We start from the raw sequence: 26,143 nt of genomic DNA, 5'->3' as shown, positions 1-26,143 counted from the left end.
CGGTTGAAATTCGAAGGGCCTGGGCGTTCAATCGCTTCAGGCCCTTCGCCGTTTCTGCATGAGGACATGACCATGGCCGATCCATTGGACAAAGCCACTTCCAAGGCGCCCGCCACCCTGGGCGAAGGTTGTTTGAGCCGTTACGACCCGGACGACCTGAGCCCGGAGGATGGAACGGAGTTTCCAGGCGCTGCCGAGTTGTGGGAGCAGTTGCAGCAAGAGCCCGACAACCCGCCTAAGCCTGCTTGAGTTTCATCAACTTCTTGAGCAGCGGCCGCCCCAGCATCAGCAAGAACACCGGCCCACCGACCAGCAGATAGAAGTAATAGGTCACTGCCCGCCAGATCAGAATCGCCGCCGCTGCGGTGGATTTCCCCACCATGGGCGCCAGCAGCGCCGCCGACGTCAGTTCCGCCGCGCCGGCTCCGCCCGGCAACAGGCTGAATTGACCTGCACTGAGCGAAAGCATCTGGATCAAAAAGCTCCAGGCCCATTGCAAGTCTGCACCGAGCCCGCGCAGCGCCAGATACAGCACGCTGTAGCGTAAAATCCAGTGCAGGCAGGTCAGGGCAAACACAGTGATCAATGTCTGAAAAGGCAGCTTCAGTGTGTCAGTAAACGCCGCCAGAAAACTCAGGAGCTTTCGCGCCCAGCGCATCCGGGTGGTGGGCTGCACGTTGAGGCGGGCCAGCAACCGGCCGCTCAGGCGAATCAGCAAGCGGTGATACCGCGCCACAAGCACACAACTGATCAATCCGCCGAACATCGACACGGCACTGACGATCAACAGCCATTCCATGCGCTGGCTCAGGTGTTGAAACAGCGCATAAATCAGAATCCCGCTGAGTGCGCAGAGGAAAAACAACAAATCGCTCAACTGGTCCATGGCGAACACGGCACTGCTTCTGGCCGGACGCACACCGTTGCGTCCCAGCAGCGCCATGATAGTGAGCGGGCCGCCGCTGCCGCCAGGCGTGGCGCAATAAGCGAATTCGGCAGCCATGACCACGCCAAGGCTTTTGACGGGGCTGACCTTATGGCGCTGATCGCCCAATAAAAGGCGCAATCGCAGGGTGTTTACCACCCAGCACAGCAGGATCATGCCGAACATGACCAATAATCCGCTCAGCGGAAAAGCACTCAATCGTGACCAGGTTTCGCTTCCACCCAAAAGCCACGGGATCAGCACCGCAGCGAGCAGGCCGATCACCAGCAGGATCCCGCGACTCATGCGGCGCGCTCCCTGTTCTGGCTTTGCAGGGCCAGCCAGTTTGCCTTGGTCATGGGCGATCGTCCGTCTGCCAGCAGGCGCTTGAGGGTTTGCAGCCAGTAGGTGCGCGAGAATTCATGGCGCATGTCGACCGGGTGCAGGCCCAGGCGAATCACCGGTGCCTGGCGCCAGCGTTGTTCGCGCTGATCGCTGACGAGCTTGGACAAACCGCGACGCCAGGCACTGCGTGCGCTCCAGACCAACCCGGGCGCGTCGACCGTGGTGAAATCCGGTAGTCGATAAAGGTGTTGAGGGTCGCTGGTATAACTCAAAGGCAGTTGTCGCAAGGCTTGCCGCGTGCCTTCACTCATCAGCCAGGCCGGCGCGACAAAACCGTGCAGCGGCCAATGGTATCGATCAAACATCGCAATGCCTTCATGCAAACGGGCGAGGGCGGCCTCCCGGGACAAGCTGTAGAACTCGCCTTCGTGGGTATAGACCCGGCGCATGAACCAGTCTCGCGCAGAGTTCAGCGGCGATCCGTCATCGCAATGAAAATAGCCGTGCAGCACCAATTCATCGCCGCGTTCGAGTCGTTCGGCAAGCCGCTGGCGAAAGTCCGGATGGGCGTGCAGATCGTTGTGTCTGTGGTAGTTCGGCACCACCAGCCAGGTGATGGGTACGTTGCCCAGTGCGTCCACGGCTTCGACAAAGGGTTGGTAGTCGGCCCAGGTTTGTGGCGCCACATCGTGCAAGACCAGTAACAGGCTGGGCGTATTCATGGGCTCAACCATTGGCCGCGCGTGGCCATTGACTGCCGAGTACGGCGTGATAGTGCCCCAGCAAACTGTTGACCACCGTGTCCCAGGCGTAATGTCGCTCGGCATGAAGTCGCGCCTGTCGGCCGAGGGCCGCACTGTTTTGGGCGAACAGTTCGCGCACGGCGTTGGCCATCGCCTGCGGATCGTTCGGTGCACATAACAGGCCGCATTGATCAGTGACAATTTCCTGAAAAGCCCCTGCCGCCACCGCCACCACCGGAATGCCGCTGGCCATGGCTTCGAGAATGACCAGGCCGAAGGTTTCCTGATCGCCTGCATGCAGCAACGCGTCAGCACTGGCCATCAGGCGCGCGACCTGCGCGGCGGGACAGAATTCATCAATGACGGTGACATTGCCTGGCACCGTGCTCGGCATCGACGAACCGACCAGCAGCAAGTGGTAACGCCTGCCCAGGCGTTTCATGCACTGGAGCAGCACCGGCAGGTTTTTTTCCTTGGAACCGCGACCGGCAAAAATCAGCAGGTGGGTGTTGTCGTCCAGTCCCAATTCGGCCCGCAGGCCCGGATCGCGCTTTTCGGGATGGAAAGTCTGCAAATCGACGCCCAAGGGTTGGACAAAAACGTTTCGAACCCCAAGACCCGTGAGCTTGTCCGCCATCACCTGACTGGGCGCGAGAACCCGGTCGAAGTTGCCGTAAAGCTTGCTGACGTAGGCTTCGACATTGGTAGTCACCCAGTTGCCCATGCGGTTGCTGACCAGCAATGGCAGGTCCGAGTGATAGAAACCGATCACTGGCACATCCAGTTGCCTGCGTGCGTCCAGGGCTGCCCAGGCAGTGAGATAAGGATCGCCGACCTCGATCAGTTCGGGCTGCAGGTCGTGCAGGACATTGCGCCAGGGGGCCAGGCGCAGCGGGAATCGATAACCCTTGCCGAAAGGCAGGGCAGGAGCCGGAACGGTATAGATACCGTCCTGTTCACTGAAAACTGCGCCAGGGACCAGCAAACTGTGGCGAGTGCCGGGCCTTGTACACAGTCGATGATGTTTTGCATCCAGATAAGTGCGCACGCCACCGCTGGCAGGGGCGTAAAACATGGTGATGTCAGCGATATGCACGATGAACACTCCTCCGGTCCGTTGCTCTCCTTGGGTGGACCTTAATGAAGAATAGATGTTCGGTTGAGGTTTGGAGGGGTGGGCTGTCAGCCAGGGTTATGCGATGTGTTACAGACCGCCTTCGCTGGCGAGCCAGCTCCCACAAGGTTTTGCGTCGTACACAAAAATTGCGTCCGCTGCAGAACTCTGTGGGAGCTGGCTTGCCAGCGATGAGGCCGGTGAGAGCGATTAGATCCGGAAACTGCCTACCAACTGCTTCAACCGCGCCGCCTGCTGTTCCAGATCCGAACACGCGCGCAACGTCGACTGCAGGTTTTCCACACCTTCCTGGTTCAGCGTATTGATTTCGGTGATGTCGACGTTGATCGACTCAACCACTGCCGTCTGTTCCTCGGTGGCGGTCGCCACCGACTGGTTCATGCCGTCGATTTCGCCGATACGCTGGGTCACGCTGCTCAAGCGCTCACCCGCCAGATTGGCGATTTCGACGCTGTCCTGGCTGTGACGCTGGCTGTCGCTCATGGTGCTGACGGACTCGCGGGCACCGACTTGCAGCTCCTCGATCATGGTTTGCACTTGTTGCGCCGATTCCTGGGTGCGGTGCGCCAGATTGCGCACTTCATCGGCCACGACGGCAAACCCGCGCCCGGCTTCACCGGCCCGCGCCGCTTCGATGGCGGCATTGAGCGCCAGCAAGTTGGTCTGTTGGGAAATGCTGGTGATCACTTCGAGAATCTGCCCGATGTTCACGGTTTTGCTGTTCAGCGACTCGATGTTGGTGCTCGACGCGCTGAGCATGCTCGACAACTGATTCATCGCGGCAATGCTGCGGTCCACAACCTGCTGGCCGTCTTCGGCGAGGCTGCGGGCGTCACTGGCCTGATTCGATGCTTGCGCAGCATTGCGGGCGATCTCCTGGGCGGCGGCGCCGAGCTGGTTGATCGCGGCGGCGACACTGCTGGTGCGCGATGCCTGCTGGTCGGAGTTGAACATCGACGAGTTCGAGGCCGCCACCACACGCAACGCGACTTCGTTGACCTGGCCGGTGGCGGAAGACACCTCGCGGATCGAACCGTGGATACGCTCGACGAAACGGTTGAATGCCGTGCCGAGCGTGCCGAACTCATCGTTGTTGACGATGGTCAGGCGCTTGGTCAGGTCGCCTTCGCCGTCGGCAATGTCGGCCATGGCGCGGGTCATGACGTGCAGCGGCTGAATCAGGATGCGGATCAGCATGCCCAGCAGGGCGATGATGATTGCCACCGCGATGACGGTCGCCACCACCGCTGAAGCGCGGAATTCGCTGAGCATCGAGAAGGCTTTTTCCTTGTCGATGGACAAGCCGATGTACCAGTTGACCGAGGGTAAGCCTTTGATCGGCGTGAAGCTGACGATGCGGGTCTTGCCGTCGACATCGACTTCACTGAAACCGTTGCCGATTCGCGGCGTGTCTTTCGGATACGCCTCGCTCAGGGACTTCATCACCAGCGCTTTGTCCGGGTGAACCAGGATTTTGCCGTCGGCGCTGACCAGAAAGGCGTAGCCCATGCCGTCGAAGTCGCGGGCGCTGAGGGTATCGATCAGCGTTTGCAGGCTCAGGTCACCGCCGATCACGCCGATGCTTTGCCCGGATTTTTTCGAGGCCATGGCCATGGAAATGATGGTTTGACCGGTCGCCGCATCGATATAGGGCTCGGTCAGGGTCGGCGTGCTGCTGTTTTCCGCCCCCTTGTACCAAGGGCGGACCCGTGGATCGAAGCCATCGGGCATCTTCGCGTCGGGTCGGATGGTGAAATGCCCGGTGGCATCGCCCAGGTAGGACGCCATGAACGTCGAGGTCAGCGCTTTCTGTTCAAGCAGGGCGGCTACGTTGGCTTGTTCCGGGTTGATGGCGATGTTTTGCGAAAGGTTTTCGATCAGCAGAATCCGGCCGGCCAACCATGTCTGGATGTTGTTGGCGGTGACATCCCCCATCTCGTTGAGATAGTTGTCCAGGTCTTCGCGGATGGCATTACGCTGTAAATAGTCGTTGTACAGGGTGAATGAGGCGAAAGTGGCAATGACGATGAGGGCGGCGGCAAGCAGGATTTTATGGCTGAAGCGTAGATTTTTATTCATGGCTTGGGGTCCGCTAAGGTCTTATTGCCCAGCGCGTGCTTTTATAAAGGAACGCAAAAGGGGCAGGGTTGAAAGCAAGTGATATTTCCATCGCTCCTTAAGGGAAATGTCCTACCAGATTGTGTCTGTCTGCTTTGTTGCTATTTCTATCGGCCGTGAAGGATCAAAGATTAACCATGGGTGACCAAATGCATGACTCATTGCAACTCATTATCGGCGCCGATCTTTCCGGGCAGCCGATCGCCCAGGCCATGCGCCTGGCCAACCGTCACGGTTTGATTGCGGGGGCTACCGGGACGGGCAAGACCGTCACCTTGCAACGTATGGCCGAAGCCTTCAGTGATGCCGGAGTCGCGGTATTTGCCGCCGATATCAAGGGCGATCTCTGCGGTCTGGGTGCAGCCGGTAATCCCCAGGGCAAGATTGCCGAGCGAATCGCCGGAATGCCCTGGCTGAACCACAAGCCTCAGGCTTATCCGGTGACCTTGTGGGACATTCACGGGCAGTCCGGTCATCCACTGCGCACAACCTTGAGCGAAATGGGCCCGTTATTGTTGGGTAGCCTGTTGGAGCTGACGGACAGTCAGCAATCGGCGCTGTATGCCGCGTTCAAGGTCGCCGACCGCGAAGGCTTGTTGCTGCTGGACCTCAAAGACCTGAAGGCATTGCTCAATCACCTCAAGGATCATCCACAGCTGCTCGGCGATGATGCGGCGCTGATGACCACCGGTTCCATCCAAGCCCTGCTGCGGCGTCTGGCAACGCTCGAACAACAGGGGGCGGAGGCGCTGTTCGGTGAGCCGGCGCTGCAACTCGAAGACATTCTGCAACCGACAGTCGACGGTCGTGGTCGCATTCATTTGCTCGATGCCAGTCGGCTGGTGCACGAAGCGCCGAAGGTCTACGCGACGTTTCTGTTGTGGTTGCTGGCCGAATTGTTCGAGCAATTGCCGGAACGCGGTGATTCGGACAAACCGCTGTTGGCGTTGTTTTTCGACGAGGCGCATCTGTTGTTTGCCGGGACCCCCAAGGCGTTGCAGGATCGCCTGGAACAAGTGGTGCGGCTGATACGTTCGAAAGGAGTGGGCGTGTATTTCGTCACCCAATCGCCGGGCGACCTGCCGGACGATGTGCTGGCGCAACTCGGCTTGCGCGTCCAGCACGGCTTGCGTGCGTTTACCGCCAAGGAGCAGAAATCCCTGCGGGCGGTGGCCGACGGTTTCCGGCCTAACCCGGCATTCGATGCGCTGTCGGTGCTGACTGAGTTGGGGATTGGAGAGGCGTTGGTCGGCACTTTGCAGGAAAAGGGCACGCCGGAAATGGTCCAACGGGTTTTGGTGGCACCGCCACAGTCGCGGATCGGGCCGCTGAGCGAGACGGAGCGTACGCTGCTGATCGCCGGTTCGCCGTGCAAGGGCCGGTACGACAAGCCGATTGATCGTGAGTCGGCTTATGAAGTGCTGATGGGCCGCAAAGGACTGGCGCCTGAACCCGAGGCTGCACCGGACAAATCCGCCAAGCAAGAGCCAAGCTTCACCGAACAGGCCGGGGAGTTCCTCGGCACGGCGGCGGGGAAGGCGCTGAAGTCAGCGATGCAACAGGCGGCGAATCAGATCGGCCGACAATTGGTGCGCGGTTTGATGGGCTCTTTATTGGGCGGCAACAAACGCCGCTGAAACCTGTAGGAGTGAGCCTGCTCGCGATGGCGGCGTATCAGTCAACTTATGCGTTGAATGTTACATCGCTATCGCGAGCAGGCTCGCTCCTACATGGGTTCATTATCAGGTTTTGGGCCTGGCGTGCGCCGCCAACCGCTCCAGCGCGGCCCGAAGGTTTGGATCACTGATGCCATCGGCCGTCGCCTGAATGGTCGCCGCCGCATCATTGGACAAATCCATGGTATGACCGGCCGCACCTTGTTGAACGGTAGGTGGCTGAACCTTGAACAGAATTCGCGTGAGGCTGGCGAATTCATCGAACATCTGCAATTGCCGCTGCAGGCGTTTTTGCTGGTAGCGCAGGCGAGTGGCCCAATGCCCATCAGTGACGATCAGCAGCAAGCTGCCTTCACGCCAGGACGCCACGTGGCAATGCTCGCGAGCGGCGGGTTGCAGTTGGCTTTCCAGCAGGCGTTGCAGATGACCCAGGCGTTGAGCGTGGCCGAGAATGGCTTTGAGCGGCTTGGCTTCGCGAAGGAGAACGGCGGGTGCTCTGGCCGTAAGAGGGCGAAATGCCATGATCAGACACCTGAAGTAACAGAGCCGCCATGGTAGCAGAAAGCGCCGAATGCACTCGCCCATTGCTTTTGTGGATGCTTTACTCATTAAATCAACGACTAACTTCTTCCCTGAATGGGTTGAAGTTGAGCAAAACGCCCTTATTTTAAGTGAGCCCCGTCAAAGCGCAGTGCCAGCATCGTGGAACATCGCCACTTTCCTCACCACCGTTTCCGGGTAGAATGCTCGTTCGCATGCGGCCATGAGGGCTGCACGGGCGACTCACGGGGCCGCCCTCCATCCCTTTAGTGTGGAAGATCCTGCCGATATGTTTGCGCCTTTGTTAAAGAAACTTTTTGGAAGCAAGAACGAGCGTGAAGTCAAACGCATGCTCAAGACGGTGCAACTCGTCAATGCCTTCGAAGAGCAAATGGTGGCCCTTTCGGACGATCAATTGCGTGCCAAGACAGACGAGTTCAAGGCCCGCATCGCCAAAGGGGAAACCCTCGATAAATTGCTGCCAGAAGCCTTTGCGGTCGCCCGCGAAGCCGGTAAGCGTGTCATGGGCATGCGTCACTTCGACGTCCAGCTGATCGGCGGCATGACCTTGCATGAAGGCAAGATCGCCGAAATGCGTACCGGTGAAGGCAAGACCCTGGTGGCAACACTGGGCGTTTACCTCAATGCATTGTCCGGCAAGGGCGTGCACGTTGTGACGGTGAACGACTACCTGGCCCGTCGAGACGCCAACTGGATGCGCCCGCTGTATGAATTCCTCGGCCTGACGGTCGGCGTTGTCACGCCGTTCCAGCCGCCGGAAGAGAAGCGCGCCGCCTACGCTGCCGACATCACCTACGGTACCAACAACGAATTCGGTTTCGATTACCTGCGCGACAACATGGCGTTCAGCATGGAAGAAAAATTCCAGCGCGAACTCAATTTTGCCGTGATCGACGAAGTCGACTCCATTCTCATCGACGAAGCCCGTACCCCGCTGATCATCTCCGGTCAGGCCGAGGACAGCTCCAAGCTGTACATCGAGATCAACAAACTGATCCCGCAGCTGGAATTGCACGTTGAAGAAGTCGAAGGCGAAGTCACCAAGCCCGGCCACTACACCGTCGATGAGAAGACCCGCCAGGTCGAGCTCAACGAAGCCGGTCACCAATTCGTCGAAGAAACGCTGACCCGCATCGGCCTGCTGGCTGAAGGCGAGAGCCTGTACTCGGCGCACAACCTGAGCCTGCTGACTCACGTTTACGCCGGTCTGCGTGCGCACAAACTATTCCACCGCAACATCGAGTACATCGTGCAGGACGGTCAGGTGGTTCTGGTCGACGAACACACCGGCCGCACCATGCCGGGCCGTCGTTTGTCCGAAGGCCTGCACCAGGCCATCGAAGCCAAGGAAAACCTGAACATCCAGGCCGAAAGCCAGACACTGGCGTCGACCACGTTCCAGAACTACTTCCGTCTGTACAACAAACTGTCCGGGATGACCGGTACGGCCGACACCGAAGCGTTCGAGTTCCACCAGATCTATGGCCTGCAGGTCATGGTCATCCCGCCAAACAAGCCGCTGGCCCGTAAAGACTACAACGACCTGGTGTTCCTGACCGCCGACGAGAAATACGCCGCGATCGTTGCCGACATCAAGGAAAGCATGGCCGCCGGTCGTCCGGTACTGGTCGGCACCGCAACCATCGAAACGTCCGAGCACATGTCCAGCCTGCTCGTGAAGGAAGGCATCGAACACAAGGTCCTCAACGCCAAGTTCCACGAAAAAGAAGCCGAGATCATTGCCCAGGCCGGTCGTCCAGGCGCATTGACCATCGCCACCAACATGGCCGGTCGTGGTACCGACATCCTGTTGGGCGGCAACTGGGAAGTGGAAGTGGCCTCGCTGGAAAACCCGACGCCTGAGCAGATTGCCCAGATCAAGGCCGACTGGCAGAAGCGTCACCAGCAAGTGCTCGAGTCGGGTGGCTTGCAGGTGATCGCCTCCGAACGTCACGAATCGCGCCGTATCGACAACCAGCTGCGTGGTCGTGCCGGTCGTCAGGGCGACGCCGGTTCCAGCCGTTTCTATCTGTCGCTGGAAGACAGCCTGATGCGCATCTTTGCCTCTGACCGGGTGAAGAACTTCATGAAAGCCCTGGGCATGCAGCCTGGCGAAGCGATTGAGCACCGCATGGTGACCAACGCCATCGAAAAGGCTCAGCGCAAGGTTGAAGGTCGTAACTTCGACATTCGCAAGCAACTGCTTGAGTTCGACGACGTCAACAACGAACAGCGTAAAGTGATCTATCACATGCGTAACACGTTGCTGGCTGCCAACAACATCGGTGAAACCATTGCCGACTTCCGTCAGGACGTCCTCAACGCCACCGTCAGCGCCCACATTCCTCCGCAATCGCTGCCAGAGCAGTGGGACGTGGCGGGGCTGGAAGCTACGTTGCAGAGCGATTTCGGTGTGGCACTGCCGATCCAGCAGTGGCTCGACGAAGACGATCACCTGTACGAAGAAACCCTGCGCGAAAAACTCATGCAGGAACTGATCGCCGCCTACAACGAGAAAGAAGACCAGGCGGGCGCCGAAGCGCTGCGCAGCTTCGAGAAACAAATCGTTCTGCGCGTGCTGGACGACCTGTGGAAAGACCACCTGTCGACCATGGACCACCTGCGTCATGGTATCCACCTGCGTGGCTATGCCCAGAAGAACCCGAAGCAGGAGTACAAGCGCGAGTCGTTCACGCTGTTCTCCGAGCTGCTGGATTCGATCAAGCGCGACTCGATCCGCGTGCTGTCGCACGTTCAGGTTCGCCGCGAAGATCCGATCGAAGAAGAGCAGCGCCTGCGTCAGGAAGCCGAGGCACTGGCCGCCCGCATGCAGTTCCTGCATGAAGAAGCCCCAGGTCTGGAGCAACCGGAGCAACTGGGTGAAGAGGTCGATGTGGCTCTCGCCACCGCACCGGTTCGCAACGAGCAGAAGCTGGGCCGCAACGAGCTGTGCTACTGCGGTTCGGGCAAGAAGTTCAAGCATTGCCACGGGCAGATCCAGTAAAACCCGTTTCAATCGCTGAAATACCCGCGCCGCGACCGGCTTCTGCCGTCGCGGCGTTTTACCATTTCGAACCACCGTTTTTCCTGAAACGGTGCTGACATCATTTATAAAGGAGCGCATTCATGGCTGTTGGTCTTGGTCCTTTGCCAACGTTGCACCCGGTTGCCGGTTTTGAACTCGGTATCGCCTCGGCCGGTATCAAGCGCCCGGGGCGCAAGGATGTCGTCGTCATGCGCTGTGCCGAAGGCTCGACGGTGGCAGGCGTGTTCACCCTGAACGCTTTTTGCGCCGCCCCGGTGATCCTCGCCAAACAACGCGTGCAAGGCCCGGTGCGTTACCTGCTGACCAACACCGGCAATGCCAACGCCGGTACCGGCGAGCCAGGCCTGGCCGCCGCCGAGCGCACTTGCGCCAAACTGGCCGAGCTGACCGGCGTCGATGCCAGCCAGGTGCTGCCTTACTCCACCGGTGTGATTGGCGAGCCCTTGCCGGTCGAGAAAATCGAAGGTGCACTGCAAGCGGCCCTCGACGATCTGTCGGTCAACAATTGGGAAGCCGCCGCCACCGGCATCATGACCACCGACACGTTGCCAAAAGGCGCCAGCCGTCAGTTCCAGCACGACGGCGTGACCATCACCGTGACCGGCATCAGCAAAGGTGCGGGCATGATTCGACCAAACATGGCGACCATGCTCGGCTACATCGCCACCGACGCCAAAGTCTCCCGCGACGTGCTGCAAAACCTGATGCTGGACGGCGCCAACAAGTCGTTCAACCGCATTACCATCGACGGCGACACCTCGACCAACGATTGCTGCATGCTGATTGCCACCGGTCAGGCTGCGCTGCCGGAGATCACCCGTGCCGAAGGCGAGCTGTTCGCCAAGTTAAAGCAAGCGGTGTTCGAAGTGTGCATGGACGTGGCGCAGGCCATCGTGCGTGACGGCGAAGGTGCGACCAAGTTCGTCACCGTTGAAGTCAACGGCGGCGGTAATCATCAGGAGTGCCTGGACGTCGGTTACACCGTGGCCCACTCGCCGCTGATCAAGACCGCGCTGTTCGCTTCCGATCCGAACTGGGGCCGAATTCTGGCTGCCGTCGGCCGCGCCGGTGTACCGAATCTGGACGTGAGCAAGATCGACGTATTCCTCGGTGAAGTGTGCATCGCCAGCCGTGGCGCGCGCGCCGCGACCTACACTGAAGCCCAGGGCGCGGCAGTGATGCAGCAGGAAGAAATCACCATCCGTATCGAATTGGGCCGCGGCGATTGCAGCGAAACCATCTGGACCACCGACCTGTCCCACGAGTACGTGAAGATCAACGCCGAGTATCGTACTTAAGAGCGGGTCGCCCCTAATCGCGGGCAAGCCCGTGATTAGGGGCGACCAGATGCTAGAGATTTGGCCTGTCCCCTTCATCAAAGGTCCCGAACATGAGCCTTCACCTGATCATCGGCGACAAACTGCTTTCCTCCTGGTCCCTGCGCGGCGCCCTGGCGCTTGATCTGACCGGCGCCTCCTACACCGAAGAACTGATCAAACTGAACCAGCCCGACACCCGCGAGCGTGTGCTCAAGCATTCGCCGACCGGCAAAGTCCCGCTGCTGAAAACCGAGCACGGCACCATCGCCGACTCCCTGGCGATTGCTGAATACCTGGCCGAACAATTCCCTGAAGCCAAGCTGTGGCCAACAGACACCGCGGCCCGTGCCCAGGCGCGTGCGGCGTGTGCGCAAATGCACAGCGGCTTCTTCGCCATGCGTGGCAACATGCCGTTCGACCTCAGTCATGACGCGCCGCTGTCGCCGCTCCCGGCGGACGTGCAGGCGGATATCGAGCGCATGGCGGCGTTGTGGGCCGAGTGCCGTGCTGCCGCGACCGAAACCGGTCCTTACCTGTTTGGTCGCATTACCTTGGCCGATGCGTTCTTTGCGCCGATCGCCGTACGACTGCGCACCTATCGGGTGAAACTGTCCGCGGTGGACGAAGCCTATGTTGAAACCCTCTACCAATGGCCAGCATTCAAGGCCTGGCAGAAGGCCGGACTGGAGGAAATCGAGCGGTGAAACGAGTTCATGTAGCCGCTGCCGTTATCCGTGATAACAGCGGCAAGATCCTGATTGCCCGCCGTGCCGATACCCAGCACCAGGGCGGATTGTGGGAGTTTCCCGGTGGCAAGGTCGAGGCCGACGAATCGGTGGAAACCGCGCTGGCCCGCGAACTTCATGAGGAACTGGGCATTGTCGTCAGTGCAGCGCGCCCGTTGATCAAGGTTCGCCACGATTATCCGGACAAGCAGGTATTGCTCGACGTCTGGGAGGTTTCGGCGTTCAGCGGTGAGCCACACGGTGCTGAGGGTCAGCCATTGGCCTGGGTCAGTGCTCGTGAGTTGTCGAGTTACGAGTTTCCCGAAGCCAACCGGCCGATAGTCGCGGCTGCCCGGTTGCCCGAGCAGTACCTGATCACCCCGGAAGATCTGGAAACCCCGGCCTTGCTGCGCGGAATTCAGAAAGCCATTGCCGGCGGCATCAAGCTGATCCAGTTGCGCGCACCGAACGGTTACGATCCGAAGTATCGCGACCTGGCCGTTGATGCGGTAGGGCTGTGTGCCGGCAAGGCGCAGTTGATGATCAAGGGGCCGTTCGAGTGGCTGGGCGATTTTCCTGCCGCCGGTTGGCACATCACTTCGGCGCAGCTGCGCAAGTATGCGGCTGCCGGCCGGCCATTGCCGGCTTCGCGCTGGCTGGCCGCGTCCTGCCATAACGCCGAAGAACTGGCGTTGGCCGAAGCAATGGGCGTGGACTTCGTGACCTTGTCGCCGGTGCAGCCGACGCTGACGCATCCGGGGGCTGAGCCGCTGGGTTGGGAGCAGGCTTCGACCTTGATCGAAGGCTTCAGCAAACCGGTGTTTTTGCTCGGTGGTGTCGGGCCTGCGCAGGTTCAGCAAGCCTGGGCGGCGGGTGCGCAGGGTGTTGCTGGGATTCGGGCTTTCTGGCCTGATTCTTCGGTGTAGTTGGTGGACCCTTCGCGGGCAAGCCTCGCTGCTACAGGTTCACGCGAAATCCTGTAGGAGCGAGGCTTGCCCGCGAAGGCGTCATGGGAGGCGCCGACTAAACCCCGGGTTTCGCCGCCGCCTGCCAAAGAATCTCCGCAACGCCTTGCCTCTTGGCAATCAACCTGGCCACCACAAACAGCAAATCCGACAACCGATTGATGTACGCCAGGCCAACCCCGGCCAACGGCTCAATCGCATTCAACTGCTGACAACGCCGCTCGGCACTGCGTGCCAGGCTGCGGCAGACGTGGGCTTGGGCAATTAACGCCGAACCACCCGGCAGAATGAAGTTCTCCAGCGGTCCCAATTCTTCATTCCATACATCGATCGCCGCTTCAAGGCGTTCGATTTCCGCCAGGTTCAATGCCTGGTACGCCGGCATCGCCAACTCGCCGCCAAGGTCGAACAGCCGATGCTGGCAGGGCGCCAACACCTCGATCACTTCGCTCAGCCGCGGATACTCTTCACATTCCGCTGCAAGCCCGGCCAGCAATACGCCGACCTGACTGTTCAACGTGTCGACCTCGCCAATGGCCTCGATCCGTGGATGATCCTTGGGTACGCGGCGGCCATCGCCCAGGCCGGTTTCGCCTTTGTCGCCAGTGCGGGTGTAAATCTTCGACAAGCGAAAGCCCATGGTTACCTCGTAAGCTGGTTGAATTCCTGGGAGACGAGCGGGGTGCCCGCCAGTGGCAAGCGCAAGGTGAAGCAGGTGCCTTGGCCGAGGGTCGATTGCACTTCCATCTGCCCTTTATGGTTATTGGTGATGATGAAGTACGAAACCGACAACCCGAGACCGGTGCCCTGGCCGATTTCCTTGGTGGTGAAAAACGGTTCGAAGGTCCGTTTGCGCACGCTTTCGCTCATGCCGATGCCATTGTCCTCGACCTGAATCTCCGCCCAGGGCGGATTGAGCCGGGTGCGGAGAATGATCCGCCCCGGCTCGCTATCGTCTTCACGCTGGTGAATGGCCTGGGCGGCGTTTTTCAACAGGTTGAGCAACACTTGCTCCAGTTCGTTGGCGGTGCCGGGTACCGGGCCGAGCGCGGGGTCGAACTGGCGGATGATGGCCTGGCCCTTGAAGTCGAAACCGATGGCCAGGTCGAAGTCGTTACCGGCGATTTCCACCGCCTGATCGATCAGTGCCGGCAGATCGCATGGGGCCATTTGCCGGGTACTGCGGCGGCTGAAACTGAGCATGTGGGTGACAATTTTCGCCGCGCGGGCGCCGGCCTGTTGAATGCCGTCGAGTAGCTGCGGCACTTCCCGGGCTTGCAGGTATTGATTGACCGTCGACAGCTCAACGCCTATGTGTTCGGCCTGCTCCAGGTTTTTTGGCAGTTCGGGGGACAGGCGGCGGCGAATGTTCTGCACGTTGTGCAGGATCGCACCAAGCGGATTATTGATCTCATGGGCCATGCCAGCGGCGAGGCCACCGACGGAGAGCATCTTTTCCGACTGCACCATCATTTCTTCCAGGGACAGGCGTTGGGTGATGTCGTCGATGCGGATCACCACGCCACGCCCGGCACCGCCCATCAGCGGGTAGAAGGTCAGGGCGTAATGGCGGGGCTCGTCGTCCTTGATCCAGGTCACGCGTTCGATTTTGGCTACGGTATGTTGCTCGACCGTTTGCTTGAGTTGCGGCAAAAACGGCTTGAGCGGCTCGAAGGCGAGGAAGATCGGCTGGTTCAAGGCTTCATCCAGGCGAGTGCCGGACAGGGCACTGGCTTCCTGATTCCACTGCGTCACGTAAAGCTGTTCGTCGAGCGCGATCAGCGCCGATGGCATGGAGTCGATGATGCTGTTGAGGTAGTTCTGGAAGCCGGTGAGTTTCTTCTCGATCTTGCTGCGCACCTGGACTTCGAGCTCCAGTTTGCGGTTGGTGTGGCGGGTTTCTTCGGCCAGGCCCTGAGCCTGGTCATAAGCCGCCTGGGAATCGTCCCGTGCGCGTTTGAGCTGCTGCTCCCGCGCTTCAATGCGTGACAGCATGGTATTGAACGCTTCGGCGAGGCTGCCGATTTCATCGTGGTTGCCCCGTGAGGCACGCAGGGCGTAGTTCTCTTCCCGGGTCACCTGGCGGGAAAGCTCTTCGAGTTGATGGATTGGCCGGGTGATCAGGCGTTTGATCTGCCTCGCGATGACCAGCCAAAGCAGGACACTGAAAATCAGGATCCCGAGGCTGGCAGTCAGGGTCCCGGTATAAAACGCCATCGGCAGTTCGCTGCTGGCCACCAACAGCAAGTGGCCCGGCGCGGCACCTGGGCGGGGCAGGGTGATGACTTGATTGCTGCGAAATTCGGTGGCCTGCCAGGATTCGATATGCCCGTATTTTTTTGGCAGACTCAGGTGATCGCCATGCTGCAACTGTGCCAGGCGTTCACCCTTGCCGTCATATAGTGCAGCGGCGCGCAAGGGTGAGTAGCTGTTGAGTTCGTCGAGCAGGCGTTGAGCGCTTTGCGGCGAAGTCAGTGCGTCGGAAATCAGGCTCGGATTGGACACCAGGCGGCCGATGGTCTGCAACGCCTGGGGCGCCATGCTTTCCTGGGATATGTAATACGCGGCGCTGATAAAGGTCAGGTTGGCGACCAGCAAAACAGTGGTCAACAGCACCAACAGGGCGGCCAGGAGTTTCTGGCCGACCGGCAGGTTTTCGAGGCGCTGGCGCAATGGCATCAGGTTTATCGCTGCAAAGGAACAAGTGGCCAGCGTAGCCGCTGCTCAGTCGCTGGGCAATCCAAGGCTGTGCAGTCGGGTAATCAGGCGCTGTTGCAGTTGATTGAGGTGTGGCAGATTCAATTGATGTCGAGCCGCGATTTTGCAGGCGTGGCCCAGCAGGTAGCTGATTTCGGTCCGACGCCGGTGGTTGACATCCTGGTACATCGACGAGTAATTGGCCGCCGTGGCATGAATCACCCGTTCGACTTCCTGTTGCAGGTTTTCCGCTGCTGCCGGTTGACCGCAGCGCTCAAGCAGTTCGGTGAGTTCACCGCAGAGGGTGGCGACTTCACAATGGTGCTCCTGCAAACCACCATTGCGGCAATCGTGCAGCACAGTCAGTGGATTGATGGCGCAATTGAGTGCCAGTTTTCGCCACAACCTGGTGAGTATCTCGGTACTCCATTCATGGGGAATACCGGCGCTGTTCAATTCTTCAAGCCAGGTTGGTGCGGCGGGATGACCGGCATCCCCCAGCCAGGTAAACCCGTGTCCGGCGAACACCACGCGCCAGTCGCCATCGCGAAAAGCGCCTTCGGTGCTGGAGGCATAAATGCAGCGAGCCTGCGGCACTTGTGCGGCTACGGCGTCCTGGCTGCCGAGGCCGTTCTGCAACAGAATCAGTTCGGCGCCGGGAGCCAGGCGTGGCGCCAGTTGCGCTACGGCGTGCTCGGCGTCGTAGGCCTTGCAGGCCACCAGCAATCGATCGATCGGCTCTTTACTATCGGGTGTTTCGGCAGGTACCGGGTAGTGCTGCGCTGCGCCATGCTCGACCAGCGTCAGTCCACCCGCCACTTCATAGGCTTGCAGACGCCGGGCGTCGCGCAGGATCAGCCGCACCGGCAACCCGGCCCGTGCCAGGCGAGTGGCCCATAAAGTACCGAGACTGCCGGCGCCGAGTACATGCCAGGTAGTGGACATCAGCTTTTTGCTCTGTTTGACGCGCGCATGGACGGCTCGCAGTGAATGATCGGAAAGACCCGTTATAATCAGCGCGGATTTTTACCGCAAGCCAGGTGTGCTCCTTCTTGATCGAGCGCCCCCTATTTAATGGAGAGATTACATGCCGTCGTTCGACGTGGTATCCGAACTGGACAAACACGAAGTCACCAACGCGGTCGAGAACGCCGTCAAGGAACTCGATCGTCGCTACGACCTGAAAGGCAAGGGCAGCTTCGAGTTCAAGGAAAAGGACCTGACCGTCAATCTGACCGCTGAAGCCGATTTCCAGCTCGAAGCGATGATTGAGATCCTCAAGCTGGCGCTGGTCAAGCGCAAAATCGACGTGCAGTGCCTTGAGGTCAAGGATGCATTTGCTTCGGGTAAGTTGATGAAGCAGGAAGCCGTCCTCAAGGAAGGCATCGACAAAGAGCTGGCGAAGAAAATCGTCGCTCACGTCAAAGACGCCAAATTGAAAGTGCAGGCCGCCATTCAGGGCGAGCAAGTGCGCATCACCGGCAAGAAACGTGACGATCTGCAGGAAGCCATCGCCGTACTGCGCGCCAAGGAATTCGGCATGCCGCTGCAGTTCAACAACTTCCGCGACTGATCCGCACGCGGGAACCTCTCGGCGTTTTCGGCGTCCGAGGCCCAAGCAACGGCAGAAACGATTGATCCACACCGGGTCGGTCTTTCTGCCGCTATTTTTTCGCGTGCCGGATAGCCGCATGTCAGGAGAACGTACATGGATTTGAATGCTGAAGTGGATAACCTGGTCAAGGCATCCCAAGCCTGGATCCCGATGATCATGGAATACGGCAGCCGCGTGCTGTTGGCGGTGATCACGCTGGCCATCGGTTGGTGGCTGATCAACAAGGTGACGCAGAAGCTCGGCGGCCTGATTGCATTGCGCAATGCCGACCTGGCGCTGCAAGGCTTCATCAGCAGCCTGGCCAACATCATTCTGAAAATTCTGCTGATCGTTAGCGTGGCGTCGATGATCGGTGTGGAAACCACCTCGTTCGTGGCTGCCATCGGTGCGGCGGGCCTGGCCATCGGTCTGGCCTTGCAGGGTAGCCTGGCGAACTTCGCGGGTGGCGTGTTGATTCTGTTGTTCCGTCCATTCCGTATTGGCGACTGGATCGAAGCACAAGGTGTGGCCGGTACGGTTGATAGCATCCAGATTTTCCACACGGTGCTGCGCACGGGTGATAACAAAACCATCATCGTGCCAAACGGTAACCTGTCGAACGGCATCATCACCAATACCAACCGCCAGCCAACCCGCAAAGTGGTGTTTGATGTGGGGGTTGATTACGAGGCGGACCTGCAGAAAGCCCGTGAAGTGTTACTGGATCTGGCAAAAGACCCGCGCGTATTGACTGATCCGAAGCCTGAGGCCGTTATTTCGACACTGGGTGACAGTGCGATCACTGTTTCCCTGCGTGTATGGGTTAAAACTGCGGATTACTGGGATGTGATGTTCATGTTCAACGAACAATCCCGTGATCGTTTGAAAAAGGCCGGTATCGACATTCCGTTTCCACAGCGGGTTGTTCGTGTGGTTCAGGAAGCAGCAGTACAGTAAGCCTGGTTTCATTAGTTGTTACATGAGCCCGAGGGATTGATAGTCTCTCGGGCTTTTTTGTGACTTTTGATCGGTTCATTGAAAAAAGTACTAATGTTATGCGCGGAAGTTGTTTGCTGGCGTGATCAGTGTATGGCAGGCATAAAAAAACGCCCACCTGAAAAGGTGAGCGTTTTTTGATCTACAGTACTTCCGGTTTTACACCCTGATTACAGGATGCTCAGCGGGTACTCAACGATCAGACGTACGTCGTTGTTGTCTGCGGTGTAATCGGTGTTGTACGCGCCGTTTGCACGGTAGATTGCGCTACGCAGGCGGAAGGACAGGTCTTTGGCTGGACCTTCTTGCAAAACGTATTTGGTCTCGAAGTTGAACTCGTGTTCCTTACCTTCGGTGCCCTCGGATGTTTCGATGTTGTCACCGTATACGTAACGGGCCATGAAGCTCAAGCCTGGAACGCCGTATTCGGTCATGTTCAGGTCGTAGCGACCCTGCCAGGATTTTTCTTCGACGCCGATGAAGTCGGAGATCTGGATGGAGTTGGATACGAAGATCGTGCTGTTACCGTCTACGCCATACAGGTAGTTGGTATCACCGGAGGAGCGCTGGAATGCCAGGGTGAATTTGTGCGCGCCCAGGGCGTAAGCTGCTGCAAGGCTCCACAGTTTGTTGTCCAGCTCGCCGTACAGCGCCTGGCCCTGATCTTTGGTGCGATAGGCGTTGAAGTCGAAGTTCAGCGACTGATCGTCATTGATCGGGAAGGTGTAGTTGGCGTTGATGTATTGCTTCTTGAAGTAGTCATCAACGTCGGAAGCAGCGATGCCGGCAACGAAGTTATCGGTGAACTGGTAGGTCGCGCCAGCGATGTTGGCACTGGTCAGGCCTGGGGTGTGCTTGCCGTTGATGGTGTCTTTGCCCATCCCGGTTTGCGAGCTCAGAGCAGTGAAACGACCGGCGCTGAGTTCCAGGCCTTTGATTTCTTTGCTGGTGAGCAAGGTGCCTTCTGCGACTTCTGGCAGCAAACGGCTGTCGTCGGTAGCGAAGACTGGGCTGGCAACGAATTGACGGCCGTATTTCAGTGTGGTGTCGGAGAGGCGGAACTTAACGGCTGCGCCGCTTTTGCCCTGGCTTTTTTCTGGGTTGCCGTCGCTGTCGGTAGCGAACAGGCCGTTACCGGCACGACCCGAGCCGCCGTCGAGTTTGGCAGTACCCATTATCATCGCATCGAGGCCGACGCCGATAGTGCCTTGGGTGTAGCCCGATTCGTAGCTCAGCAGCTGGCTGATACCGGTATCCTGGCGGTAGCCACTTTTGAAACCACCATCTTCTTCGCGAATGTTACCGGCACCATTGCGGAAGTCGCGGTTCATGTACTCAAGACGGGTTTTGAGTTTAAGGCTTTGGTCTTCCAGAAAACCTTTGGACTCGTCCTGCGAGGACGCCACTGCGAACTGCGAGGTACCAGCTGCAACAGCCAGTGCGATCATGCTCCACTTCATCACGCGCATCGTGATTTGCTCCTTTGGTTTTTAGAAGAGTACTGCCGCTCCACCTGTTTTATTATCTGGGCGGCTCTTTCTTTTTGTGTCGGCGCAAACTTATATCACGCCGACAATGTTGGCGATACTTGCGCATCTAACCTTTCAGCTTCTTTACGACCCTGTCGCTAACAGCTTGCTAGATGTCGCAAATTTACAGCCCCGATGCAACCGGAGACACAACTTTAACGCTGTTTTGTTGGGGTTGAGCATCGGTAAAAAGAGTCCCTGGTGAAACGTTTGAATCTCCATCGGGCTACCCTGCCGCTGTTTTATTTAGTCTCAAGGTTCCCGCTTCCAGCTGAGCCTTATAGACGATGTGGGTGTGAATGCAACAAGCGTGCACAAATCAGAATTCCATGGATATTTTTTTCTGCATTGCTGGCCGATGCCGTAAAACCTCATGAATCCGGGGGTCTCATCCTGCTGTAGGTGAGGCTTGACGCCATCCATCGCATGGTGTTGACCATACTGTTACCGCCGCGTGACAACCAAAAATGTTACCGGTTCACCCCGCCGTTGAGTAATTGGCGGATATGCGAAGTAGTCAGCGTAGACACACTGTGCGGTTTTGGTGCAAAAATTTTTATTTGCTGTACTGAATCCATACAGCATCGCGGCCCGTCACCCAGCAGCTGATGAGGCTTTTCGGTCATTTCAGCGCATTTTGCGGGGCTGCCGGTCCGGTACTGGTGCGTTTCGCCAGCAAGTGTTTCATCTCGGAGCGTAGGAGCGTCCATATCAGGACCTCGAGAGTTTGCATCAGGGTTCGTCGTGAAGCCGGCGACGTTCGCAGGTATGCTGCCGTCCAGTCGCTTGGTGCAACATCTCTCGGGATGGGCGCTAAGCTGAAATTGATGACCTGACGGGAGTGCGCGCTGTGTTCGCTTTAGATCCAATACTTCAACAGGACACGCTACCGATCGGTGATTTCCCGCTTTGCCGGCTGCTGCTGTCCAACGATTCGAACTATCCCTGGTTCATCCTGGTGCCTCGCCGTGACGATATCAGCGAGATATTTCAGTTGGATGTCGCCGATCAGCAGCAGTTGTGGCAGGAAACGACCGCGCTGGCCGAGTTGCTCAAGGATTCATTCGACGCCGATAAACTCAACGTCGCGGCGTTGGGCAATGTCGTCAGTCAGTTGCATATGCATGTGATCGTGCGCAAGCGGGATGACGCCGCCTGGCCCGCGCCGATCTGGGGTAAACACCCGGCCAGGCCTTACAATGCAGAGCAGGTCGAGGCTATTCGTGAGCGACTGCGTCTGGTGCTGACCGACGATTTCACCTTCGTGGAGGGTTGAATCATGAGCCTGGAAAATCGCGTTACCGATCTGGAGAGTCAATTGGCGTTTCAGGATGACACCATCCAGTCGTTGAACGACGTGCTGGCAGCGCAGCAGCGCGCAGTCGAGCGCCTGCAGTTGCAGATGGCCGCATTGCTCAAGCGCCAGGAAGAAATGGCCGGTCAGTTCGAGTCTTTCGAGGAAGAGGCGCCGCCGCCGCATTACTGAGTGGCAGACAATAAAAAACCGCGAGCAGCCAGGCTGTTCGCGGTTTTTTTACGCCTTGTATCAGCGGCGAGGCAGAGCGGCGATCACATCTTCGGCTTGCAGGCCCTTGTCACGATTCATGACAGAGAACTCCACGCGCTGGCCTTCGACCAGGACGCGATGGCCTTCACCGCGAATGGCCCGGAAGTGCACGAAAATATCGTCACCGGAGTCGCGGGAGATAAAGCCGAAGCCTTTGGAGGTGTTGAACCACTTGACGGTTCCGGTATCGCGGTTGCTCATGTCGTAGCTTGGCGAAGCGGCAGCCGGTGACGATTTGTAGAAGCTGATGGCCAGGTGCAGAAAAACCGCAACCAGAGCGGCGACCAGGCTGAACAGAACGGCAGGTTGACCGGCGATCACAGGCATCGGCGCGATCAGCGTCAGGGTTTGCAGAACGACAGCCAGTACCAGCAGGGCGCTGACCAGGTTTTGCAGTTGATGACGCGGGCCTTTGTTCCAGTAGGGGATGACAGGTGCGAGGGTGAGGTTAAGCAGGCCGAAAAAGGCCAGGTACAGAGCATCGGGTTGTTGCAGGTAAGGTACGGCTTCGGATCGCAGGCTAGGGATGAAGGACAGCAGCAAGGCCGCTGCACCTATTAGCAGGTGGACGATTTTCAACATTTTGATTGACTCACGTTAAGACGGCTCACAAGGAAGAGCTGACGAGGCACGGTTCGCTTCAGAACAATAGGAGGCGTTGGACACGTACCCGATATCAGCCTATGCGCGGCACCCGGAAAAATAGGCACCCACGACACGATGTCTATTTAACAGCAAAGCCGCAGGCTACTCAAATCAGGGCGTCCAGCGGTGTGTCGGGGACGATTTGTCGCGGGACCCCGGGCAATCCAGGGCTGCGATGCGACGACAGGCTTGCTAGAGTGGTCCTGCACCTGTTGGATGAAGTTCATCACCTTTAGGGGAAAAACATGGCAATCGATATCGGTATCAGTGAAGAGGATCGCAAGTCCATCGTCGAGGGGCTCTCGCGCCTGTTGTCGGACACCTACGTACTTTATTTGAAAACACATAACTTCCACTGGAACGTCACCGGGCCGATGTTCCGGACCCTGCACCTGATGTTCGAAGAGCAATACAACGAATTGGCCCTGGCGGTCGATTCGATTGCCGAGCGGATCCGTGCACTCGGATTTCCGGCACCCGGTGCCTACGCCGTTTATGCGCGGCTGTCTTCCATCAAAGAGGAGGAGGGCGTGCCTGCTGCCGAAGACATGATCAGGCAGTTGGTCGAAGGCCAGGAAGCTGTAACACGCACCGCTCGCGGCATCTTCCCGTTGCTGGACAAGGTCAGCGACGAGCCGACAGCCGATCTTCTGACCCAGCGTATGCAGGTTCACGAGAAAACCGCGTGGATGTTGCGCGCACTGCTGGACCAGTAACATCCGGGCGCGCGAACGGCACGGGGTGAGTGCTGTTCGCGCGTTTGTCTCCCTCGAAAGTGCGTGATGCTTGAATGAGTCTTCGCTACCAATTGTAGGAAAAGCTCCGGAGTAGGACGCGCTCCATGATCTCCCCTCAACTGTTGGCTTCTCCTACGCGGATGGGCAAAAAGTCATCTGGATATAACGTTGTCCTCGCGGTTTTATAAGCACACAGATTGCGCTTATGGAAACCAGATATGGCAAAGGAGTGTCAGCGTTATGGTTTATGGAGAGAGGCGAAACGAAGGGTGGAGCGGTCCGGTTAAAGACTCAAGGATTGATCCGTTTGTCAGTGAATTCGATATGGGGCTGGTTCAGCCGTTGTCCCGATCGGTGCGTTTGAATGGTTTTGCAACGTGTATGCGGCTGGAGCAGGTTTACTGGGATATCTTGGCCCAGATGGCCAAAGCCAACTGCTGTTCGGTCAGTGCACTGTTGTCCCACCTTGATCGCGAGGTGCACTTGCGTCATGGCGGGGTGAAGAACTTCAGCGGGTTGGTGCGGGTGGTCTGTGTCGTGCACAGTCTCAAGGGCGGGAATTGCAGGGGCATGGCTTGACCGGTGGCGCTGAAAGGATTGCGTGTCGATCTGTGCAGTCTTACGGCTGCACAGGCTTCATTTAATGGATATAATCCCGCTCTTTGCCGCAAAACCCAGCGTGTGCGGTAGCAATCTGATCGCCGAGACAACCCCCATGCCGATGTACGATTACCAATGTGCTTCCTGTGGTCATCAGTTGGAAGCCATTCAAAAGATCAGCGATGCACCGCTGGTCGACTGCCCTGCCTGCCAGGCGCCAGAGCTGAAAAAGATGCTGTCCATGCCGGGTTTCCGCCTCAGCGGCACCGGCTGGTACGAGACTGATTTCAAGACCGGTTCCAAGAAAAATCTGGCCGGCGGCGACAAAGCTGACTAGGTTCAGAGCCTGGCTTGAACGACACGCGCGAGCCCTCGCACCCTATGTATGCGAGGCCTGCAACCGAATTTCGAATTACGAGAAGCGAAACCACTACCATGATGCGCAGCCATTATTGCGGCCAACTGAACGAAAGCCTGGAAGGCCAGGAAATTACCCTTTGCGGATGGGTTCATCGTCGCCGTGACCACGGTGGGGTGATTTTCCTCGATATCCGTGATCGTGACGGTCTGGCCCAGGTGGTGTTCGATCCGGACCGCGCTGAGAGCTTCGCCGCCGCTGATCGCGTGCGCAGCGAATTCGTCGTGAAGATCACCGGTAAGGTCCGCCTGCGTCCGGCCGGTGCCACCAATGCCAACATGGCGTCAGGCATGATCGAAGTCCTGGGCTATGAACTGGAAGTGCTGAACGAATCGGAAACCCCGCCGTTCCCGTTGAACGAGTTCTCCGACGTCGGCGAAGAAACCCGTCTGCGCTACCGCTTCCTCGACCTGCGTCGCCCGGAAATGGCCGAGAAGCTGCGTCTGCGTTCGCGCATGACCACCAGCATCCGTCGCTTCCTTGACGAAAACGGCTTCCTCGACGTCGAGACGCCGATCCTGACCCGCGCTACCCCGGAAGGTGCCCGTGACTACCTGGTGCCAAGCCGTACTCACGCCGGTTCGTTCTTCGCCTTGCCGCAATCGCCACAGCTGTTCAAACAGCTGCTGATGGTGGCCGGCTTCGACCGTTACTACCAGATCGCCAAGTGCTTCCGCGACGAAGACCTGCGTGCCGACCGTCAGCCAGAATTCACCCAGATCGACATCGAAACCAGTTTCCTCGATGAAAAAGACATCATGGGCCTGACCGAAGCCATGATCCGCAACCTGTTCAAGGAAGTGCTGGATCTGGAATTCGGTGATTTCCCGCACATGACCTTTGAAGAAGCCATGCGCCGCTACGGTTCCGACAAGCCAGACCTGCGTAACCCGCTGGAACTGGTTGACGTTGCCGATCAACTCAAGGAAGTTGATTTCAAGGTATTCAGCGGTCCGGCCAACGATCCGAAATGCCGCGTTGCCGCACTGCGCGTACCGGGCGGGGCGAGCATGCCGCGCAGCAAGATCGACGACTACACCAAGTTCGTCGGCATCTACGGTGCCAAGGGCCTGGCGTACATCAAGGTCAACGAACGCGCCAAAGGCGTCGAAGGCTTGCAGTCGCCAATCGTCAAGAACATCCCTGAAGCATCCCTGAACGTGATTCTCGATCGCGTCGGTGCAGTTGACGGCGACATCGTGTTCTTCGGTGCCGACAAGGCCAAGATCGTCAGCGAAGCCCTGGGCGCGCTGCGGATCAAGGTCGGTAACGATCTGAACCTGCTGACCTGCGAGTGGGCGCCGATGTGGGTCGTCGACTTCCCGATGTTCGAAGAGAACGACGACGGCAGCTTCACCGCTTTGCACCACCCGTTCACCGCACCGAAGTGCACCCCGGCAGAGCTGGAAGCCAACCCGGCTGGCGCGCTGTCCCGAGCCTACGACATGGTGTTGAACGGTACCGAGCTGGGTGGCGGTTCGATCCGTATCCACCGCAAGGAAATGCAGCAATCGGTATTCCGCCTGCTGGGCATCAATGAAGCGGAACAGGAAGAGAAGTTCGGCTTCCTGCTCGACGCCCTCAAGTACGGCGCGCCGCCGCACGGTGGCCTGGCCTTCGGTCTGGATCGTCTGGTGATGCTGATGACCGGCGCCCAGTCGATCCGTGAAGTGATCGCCTTCCCGAAAACCCAGAGCGCGGCAGACGTCATGACTCAGGCTCCGGGTCAGGTAGATGCCAAGGCATTGCGTGAACTGCACATTCGCCTGCGCGAAACACCAAAGGCCGAGTAAGGCTGGAGG

24 protein-coding genes and 1 pseudogene are annotated in these 26,143 nt (G+C 58.6%); 14 read left to right on the top strand and 11 right to left on the bottom strand.

Annotated elements, in window-relative coordinates:
• Positions 1–72 precede the first annotated feature (72 nt).
• Complete coding sequence (locus ASD60_RS29120; protein ID WP_177336551.1) at positions 73–249, top strand: hypothetical protein; 177 nt, start codon at positions 73–75, stop codon at positions 247–249.
• Here the strand turns inward: ASD60_RS29120 and ASD60_RS03650 are convergent.
• The 5 genes and pseudogenes from ASD60_RS03650 to ASD60_RS29760 form a co-directional block, all read right to left on the bottom strand.
• Positions 236–1,231: a lysylphosphatidylglycerol synthase transmembrane domain-containing protein gene (locus ASD60_RS03650; protein ID WP_056852682.1), complete on the bottom strand. Its 996-nt coding sequence runs from the start codon at positions 1,229–1,231 to the stop codon at positions 236–238. The two genes, ASD60_RS29120 and ASD60_RS03650, sit on opposite strands and share 14 nt — an antisense overlap.
• On the bottom strand, positions 1,228–2,004 hold the full coding sequence (locus tag ASD60_RS03645) for a DUF2334 domain-containing protein (RefSeq protein WP_056852681.1): 777 nt from the start codon (positions 2,002–2,004) through the stop codon (positions 1,228–1,230). The genes ASD60_RS03650 and ASD60_RS03645 overlap by 4 nt, the downstream gene beginning before the upstream one ends.
• Complete coding sequence (locus ASD60_RS03640) at positions 1,997–3,118, bottom strand: glycosyltransferase family 4 protein (RefSeq protein WP_056852680.1); 1,122 nt, start codon at positions 3,116–3,118, stop codon at positions 1,997–1,999. The genes ASD60_RS03645 and ASD60_RS03640 overlap by 8 nt, the downstream gene beginning before the upstream one ends.
• A 219-nt stretch (positions 3,119–3,337) precedes the next feature.
• Positions 3,338–4,102, bottom strand: coding sequence for a methyl-accepting chemotaxis protein (locus ASD60_RS29765; protein ID WP_442965975.1), 765 nt, complete (start codon positions 4,100–4,102; stop codon positions 3,338–3,340).
• Between the two features lie 93 nt (positions 4,103–4,195).
• Positions 4,196–5,227 (bottom strand): annotated as a pseudogene (locus ASD60_RS29760) (HAMP domain-containing protein); the annotation flags it as partial.
• Between the two features lie 188 nt (positions 5,228–5,415).
• Here ASD60_RS29760 and ASD60_RS03630 point away from each other — a divergent pair.
• Positions 5,416–6,903, top strand: a complete 1,488-nt coding sequence (locus tag ASD60_RS03630) for a helicase HerA-like domain-containing protein (RefSeq protein ID WP_056852739.1) — start codon at positions 5,416–5,418, stop codon at positions 6,901–6,903.
• A gap of 105 nt (positions 6,904–7,008) precedes the next feature.
• On the opposite strand, the gene ASD60_RS03625 is transcribed toward ASD60_RS03630, so the two are convergent.
• Positions 7,009–7,464, bottom strand: a complete 456-nt coding sequence (locus ASD60_RS03625; protein ID WP_056852678.1) for a DUF721 domain-containing protein — start codon at positions 7,462–7,464, stop codon at positions 7,009–7,011.
• Positions 7,465–7,771: 307 nt separating this feature from the next.
• On the opposite strand from ASD60_RS03625, the gene secA reads away from it, so the two are divergent.
• The 4 genes from secA (at position 7,772) to ASD60_RS03605 (ending at position 13,519) form a co-directional block, all read left to right on the top strand.
• On the top strand, positions 7,772–10,507 hold the full coding sequence (secA, locus tag ASD60_RS03620) for a preprotein translocase subunit SecA (RefSeq protein WP_056852677.1): 2,736 nt from the start codon (positions 7,772–7,774) through the stop codon (positions 10,505–10,507).
• Positions 10,508–10,629: 122 nt separating this feature from the next.
• Complete coding sequence (argJ, locus tag ASD60_RS03615; protein WP_056852676.1) at positions 10,630–11,847, top strand: bifunctional glutamate N-acetyltransferase/amino-acid acetyltransferase ArgJ; 1,218 nt, start codon at positions 10,630–10,632, stop codon at positions 11,845–11,847.
• 92 nt (positions 11,848–11,939) lie between these two features.
• Positions 11,940–12,572 carry a glutathione S-transferase family protein gene (locus tag ASD60_RS03610; RefSeq protein ID WP_056852675.1) on the top strand — a complete coding sequence of 211 codons (633 nt, stop codon included), beginning with the start codon at positions 11,940–11,942 and terminating at the stop codon, positions 12,570–12,572.
• Positions 12,569–13,519: a Nudix family hydrolase gene (locus tag ASD60_RS03605; protein ID WP_056852674.1), complete on the top strand. Its 951-nt coding sequence runs from the start codon at positions 12,569–12,571 to the stop codon at positions 13,517–13,519. Before ASD60_RS03610 ends, ASD60_RS03605 begins: the two co-directional genes overlap by 4 nt.
• Before the next feature lie 97 nt (positions 13,520–13,616).
• Here the strand turns inward: ASD60_RS03605 and ASD60_RS03600 are convergent, their stop codons facing one another.
• The 3 genes from ASD60_RS03600 to ASD60_RS03590 are packed head-to-tail and all read right to left on the bottom strand — an operon-like array spanning position 13,617 to position 17,200.
• Complete coding sequence (locus ASD60_RS03600) at positions 13,617–14,198, bottom strand: cob(I)yrinic acid a,c-diamide adenosyltransferase (RefSeq protein ID WP_056852673.1); 582 nt, start codon at positions 14,196–14,198, stop codon at positions 13,617–13,619.
• A 2-nt stretch (positions 14,199–14,200) separates the two neighbouring features.
• On the bottom strand, positions 14,201–16,237 hold the full coding sequence (locus tag ASD60_RS03595; protein WP_056852672.1) for a sensor histidine kinase: 2,037 nt from the start codon (positions 16,235–16,237) through the stop codon (positions 14,201–14,203).
• Between the two features lie 45 nt (positions 16,238–16,282).
• Entirely contained in the window at positions 16,283–17,200 is a 918-nt protein-coding gene (locus ASD60_RS03590) for a putative 2-dehydropantoate 2-reductase (RefSeq protein ID WP_056852671.1), read from the bottom strand.
• A gap of 142 nt (positions 17,201–17,342) precedes the next feature.
• On the opposite strand from ASD60_RS03590, the gene ASD60_RS03585 reads away from it, so the two are divergent.
• A complete protein-coding gene (locus tag ASD60_RS03585; RefSeq protein ID WP_007977344.1) occupies positions 17,343–17,828 on the top strand; it encodes a YajQ family cyclic di-GMP-binding protein in 486 nt (161 codons plus the stop codon).
• Positions 17,829–17,963: 135 nt separating this feature from the next.
• On the top strand, positions 17,964–18,806 hold the full coding sequence (locus tag ASD60_RS03580; RefSeq protein ID WP_056852670.1) for a mechanosensitive ion channel family protein: 843 nt from the start codon (positions 17,964–17,966) through the stop codon (positions 18,804–18,806).
• 209 nt (positions 18,807–19,015) lie between these two features.
• Here the strand turns inward: ASD60_RS03580 and ASD60_RS03575 are convergent, their stop codons facing one another.
• The gene (locus ASD60_RS03575; protein ID WP_056852669.1) at positions 19,016–20,314 is read right to left on the bottom strand and encodes an OprD family porin; all 1,299 of its coding nucleotides are present in this window, start codon (positions 20,312–20,314) and stop codon (positions 19,016–19,018) included.
• 910 nt (positions 20,315–21,224) lie between these two features.
• Here ASD60_RS03575 and ASD60_RS03570 point away from each other — a divergent pair.
• Positions 21,225–21,650, top strand: a complete 426-nt coding sequence (locus tag ASD60_RS03570) for an HIT domain-containing protein (protein WP_056852668.1) — start codon at positions 21,225–21,227, stop codon at positions 21,648–21,650.
• A gap of 3 nt (positions 21,651–21,653) precedes the next feature.
• On the top strand, positions 21,654–21,860 hold the full coding sequence (locus tag ASD60_RS03565) for a SlyX family protein (protein WP_056852667.1): 207 nt from the start codon (positions 21,654–21,656) through the stop codon (positions 21,858–21,860).
• A 60-nt stretch (positions 21,861–21,920) separates the two neighbouring features.
• On the opposite strand, the gene ASD60_RS29645 is transcribed toward ASD60_RS03565, so the two are convergent.
• On the bottom strand, positions 21,921–22,523 hold the full coding sequence (locus ASD60_RS29645) for a cold-shock protein (protein WP_056852666.1): 603 nt from the start codon (positions 22,521–22,523) through the stop codon (positions 21,921–21,923).
• A 308-nt stretch (positions 22,524–22,831) separates the two neighbouring features.
• On the opposite strand from ASD60_RS29645, the gene ASD60_RS03555 reads away from it, so the two are divergent.
• From ASD60_RS03555 to aspS, 4 genes are all read left to right on the top strand, one after another.
• Entirely contained in the window at positions 22,832–23,302 is a 471-nt protein-coding gene (locus tag ASD60_RS03555) for a Dps family protein (protein WP_056852665.1), read from the top strand.
• A gap of 261 nt (positions 23,303–23,563) precedes the next feature.
• Positions 23,564–23,902: a ribbon-helix-helix domain-containing protein gene (locus tag ASD60_RS03550; protein ID WP_056852664.1), complete on the top strand. Its 339-nt coding sequence runs from the start codon at positions 23,564–23,566 to the stop codon at positions 23,900–23,902.
• A gap of 136 nt (positions 23,903–24,038) precedes the next feature.
• A complete protein-coding gene (locus ASD60_RS03545) occupies positions 24,039–24,260 on the top strand; it encodes an FmdB family zinc ribbon protein (protein WP_007977333.1) in 222 nt (73 codons plus the stop codon).
• A 98-nt stretch (positions 24,261–24,358) separates the two neighbouring features.
• Positions 24,359–26,134, top strand: a complete 1,776-nt coding sequence (gene aspS, locus ASD60_RS03540; protein WP_056852663.1) for an aspartate--tRNA ligase — start codon at positions 24,359–24,361, stop codon at positions 26,132–26,134.
• Positions 26,135–26,143: the final 9 nt, after the last annotated feature.

It is taken from the genome of Pseudomonas sp. Root562, assembly GCF_001427125.1.
GTDB lineage: Bacteria > Pseudomonadota > Gammaproteobacteria > Pseudomonadales > Pseudomonadaceae > Aquipseudomonas.
This window is presented reverse-complemented; position numbering and strand designations above follow the sequence as displayed.

What these genes read in the sequence shown, in the direction of transcription:
- ASD60_RS29120 (WP_177336551.1), top strand. Translation starts at nt 73, where the DNA reads ATGGCCGATCCATTGGACAAAGCCACTTCCAAGGCGCCCGCCACCCTG.
- ASD60_RS03650 (WP_056852682.1), bottom strand. Translation starts at nt 1,231, where the DNA reads ATGAGTCGCGGGATCCTGCTGGTGATCGGCCTGCTCGCTGCGGTGCTG.
- ASD60_RS03645 (WP_056852681.1), bottom strand. Translation starts at nt 2,004, where the DNA reads ATGGTTGAGCCCATGAATACGCCCAGCCTGTTACTGGTCTTGCACGAT.
- ASD60_RS29765 (WP_442965975.1), bottom strand. Translation starts at nt 4,102, where the DNA reads ATGTTCAACTCCGACCAGCAGGCATCGCGCACCAGCAGTGTCGCCGCC.
- ASD60_RS03630 (WP_056852739.1), top strand. Translation starts at nt 5,416, where the DNA reads ATGCATGACTCATTGCAACTCATTATCGGCGCCGATCTTTCCGGGCAG.
- ASD60_RS03625 (WP_056852678.1), bottom strand. Translation starts at nt 7,464, where the DNA reads ATGGCATTTCGCCCTCTTACGGCCAGAGCACCCGCCGTTCTCCTTCGC.
- secA (WP_056852677.1), top strand. Translation starts at nt 7,772, where the DNA reads ATGTTTGCGCCTTTGTTAAAGAAACTTTTTGGAAGCAAGAACGAGCGT.
- argJ (WP_056852676.1), top strand. Translation starts at nt 10,630, where the DNA reads ATGGCTGTTGGTCTTGGTCCTTTGCCAACGTTGCACCCGGTTGCCGGT.
- ASD60_RS03610 (WP_056852675.1), top strand. Translation starts at nt 11,940, where the DNA reads ATGAGCCTTCACCTGATCATCGGCGACAAACTGCTTTCCTCCTGGTCC.
- ASD60_RS03600 (WP_056852673.1), bottom strand. Translation starts at nt 14,198, where the DNA reads ATGGGCTTTCGCTTGTCGAAGATTTACACCCGCACTGGCGACAAAGGC.
- ASD60_RS03595 (WP_056852672.1), bottom strand. Translation starts at nt 16,237, where the DNA reads ATGCCATTGCGCCAGCGCCTCGAAAACCTGCCGGTCGGCCAGAAACTC.
- ASD60_RS03590 (WP_056852671.1), bottom strand. Translation starts at nt 17,200, where the DNA reads ATGTCCACTACCTGGCATGTACTCGGCGCCGGCAGTCTCGGTACTTTA.
- ASD60_RS03585 (WP_007977344.1), top strand. Translation starts at nt 17,343, where the DNA reads ATGCCGTCGTTCGACGTGGTATCCGAACTGGACAAACACGAAGTCACC.
- ASD60_RS03580 (WP_056852670.1), top strand. Translation starts at nt 17,964, where the DNA reads ATGGATTTGAATGCTGAAGTGGATAACCTGGTCAAGGCATCCCAAGCC.
- ASD60_RS03575 (WP_056852669.1), bottom strand. Translation starts at nt 20,314, where the DNA reads ATGCGCGTGATGAAGTGGAGCATGATCGCACTGGCTGTTGCAGCTGGT.
- ASD60_RS03565 (WP_056852667.1), top strand. Translation starts at nt 21,654, where the DNA reads ATGAGCCTGGAAAATCGCGTTACCGATCTGGAGAGTCAATTGGCGTTT.
- ASD60_RS29645 (WP_056852666.1), bottom strand. Translation starts at nt 22,523, where the DNA reads ATGTTGAAAATCGTCCACCTGCTAATAGGTGCAGCGGCCTTGCTGCTG.
- ASD60_RS03555 (WP_056852665.1), top strand. Translation starts at nt 22,832, where the DNA reads ATGGCAATCGATATCGGTATCAGTGAAGAGGATCGCAAGTCCATCGTC.
- ASD60_RS03550 (WP_056852664.1), top strand. Translation starts at nt 23,564, where the DNA reads ATGGTTTATGGAGAGAGGCGAAACGAAGGGTGGAGCGGTCCGGTTAAA.
- ASD60_RS03545 (WP_007977333.1), top strand. Translation starts at nt 24,039, where the DNA reads ATGCCGATGTACGATTACCAATGTGCTTCCTGTGGTCATCAGTTGGAA.
- aspS (WP_056852663.1), top strand. Translation starts at nt 24,359, where the DNA reads ATGATGCGCAGCCATTATTGCGGCCAACTGAACGAAAGCCTGGAAGGC.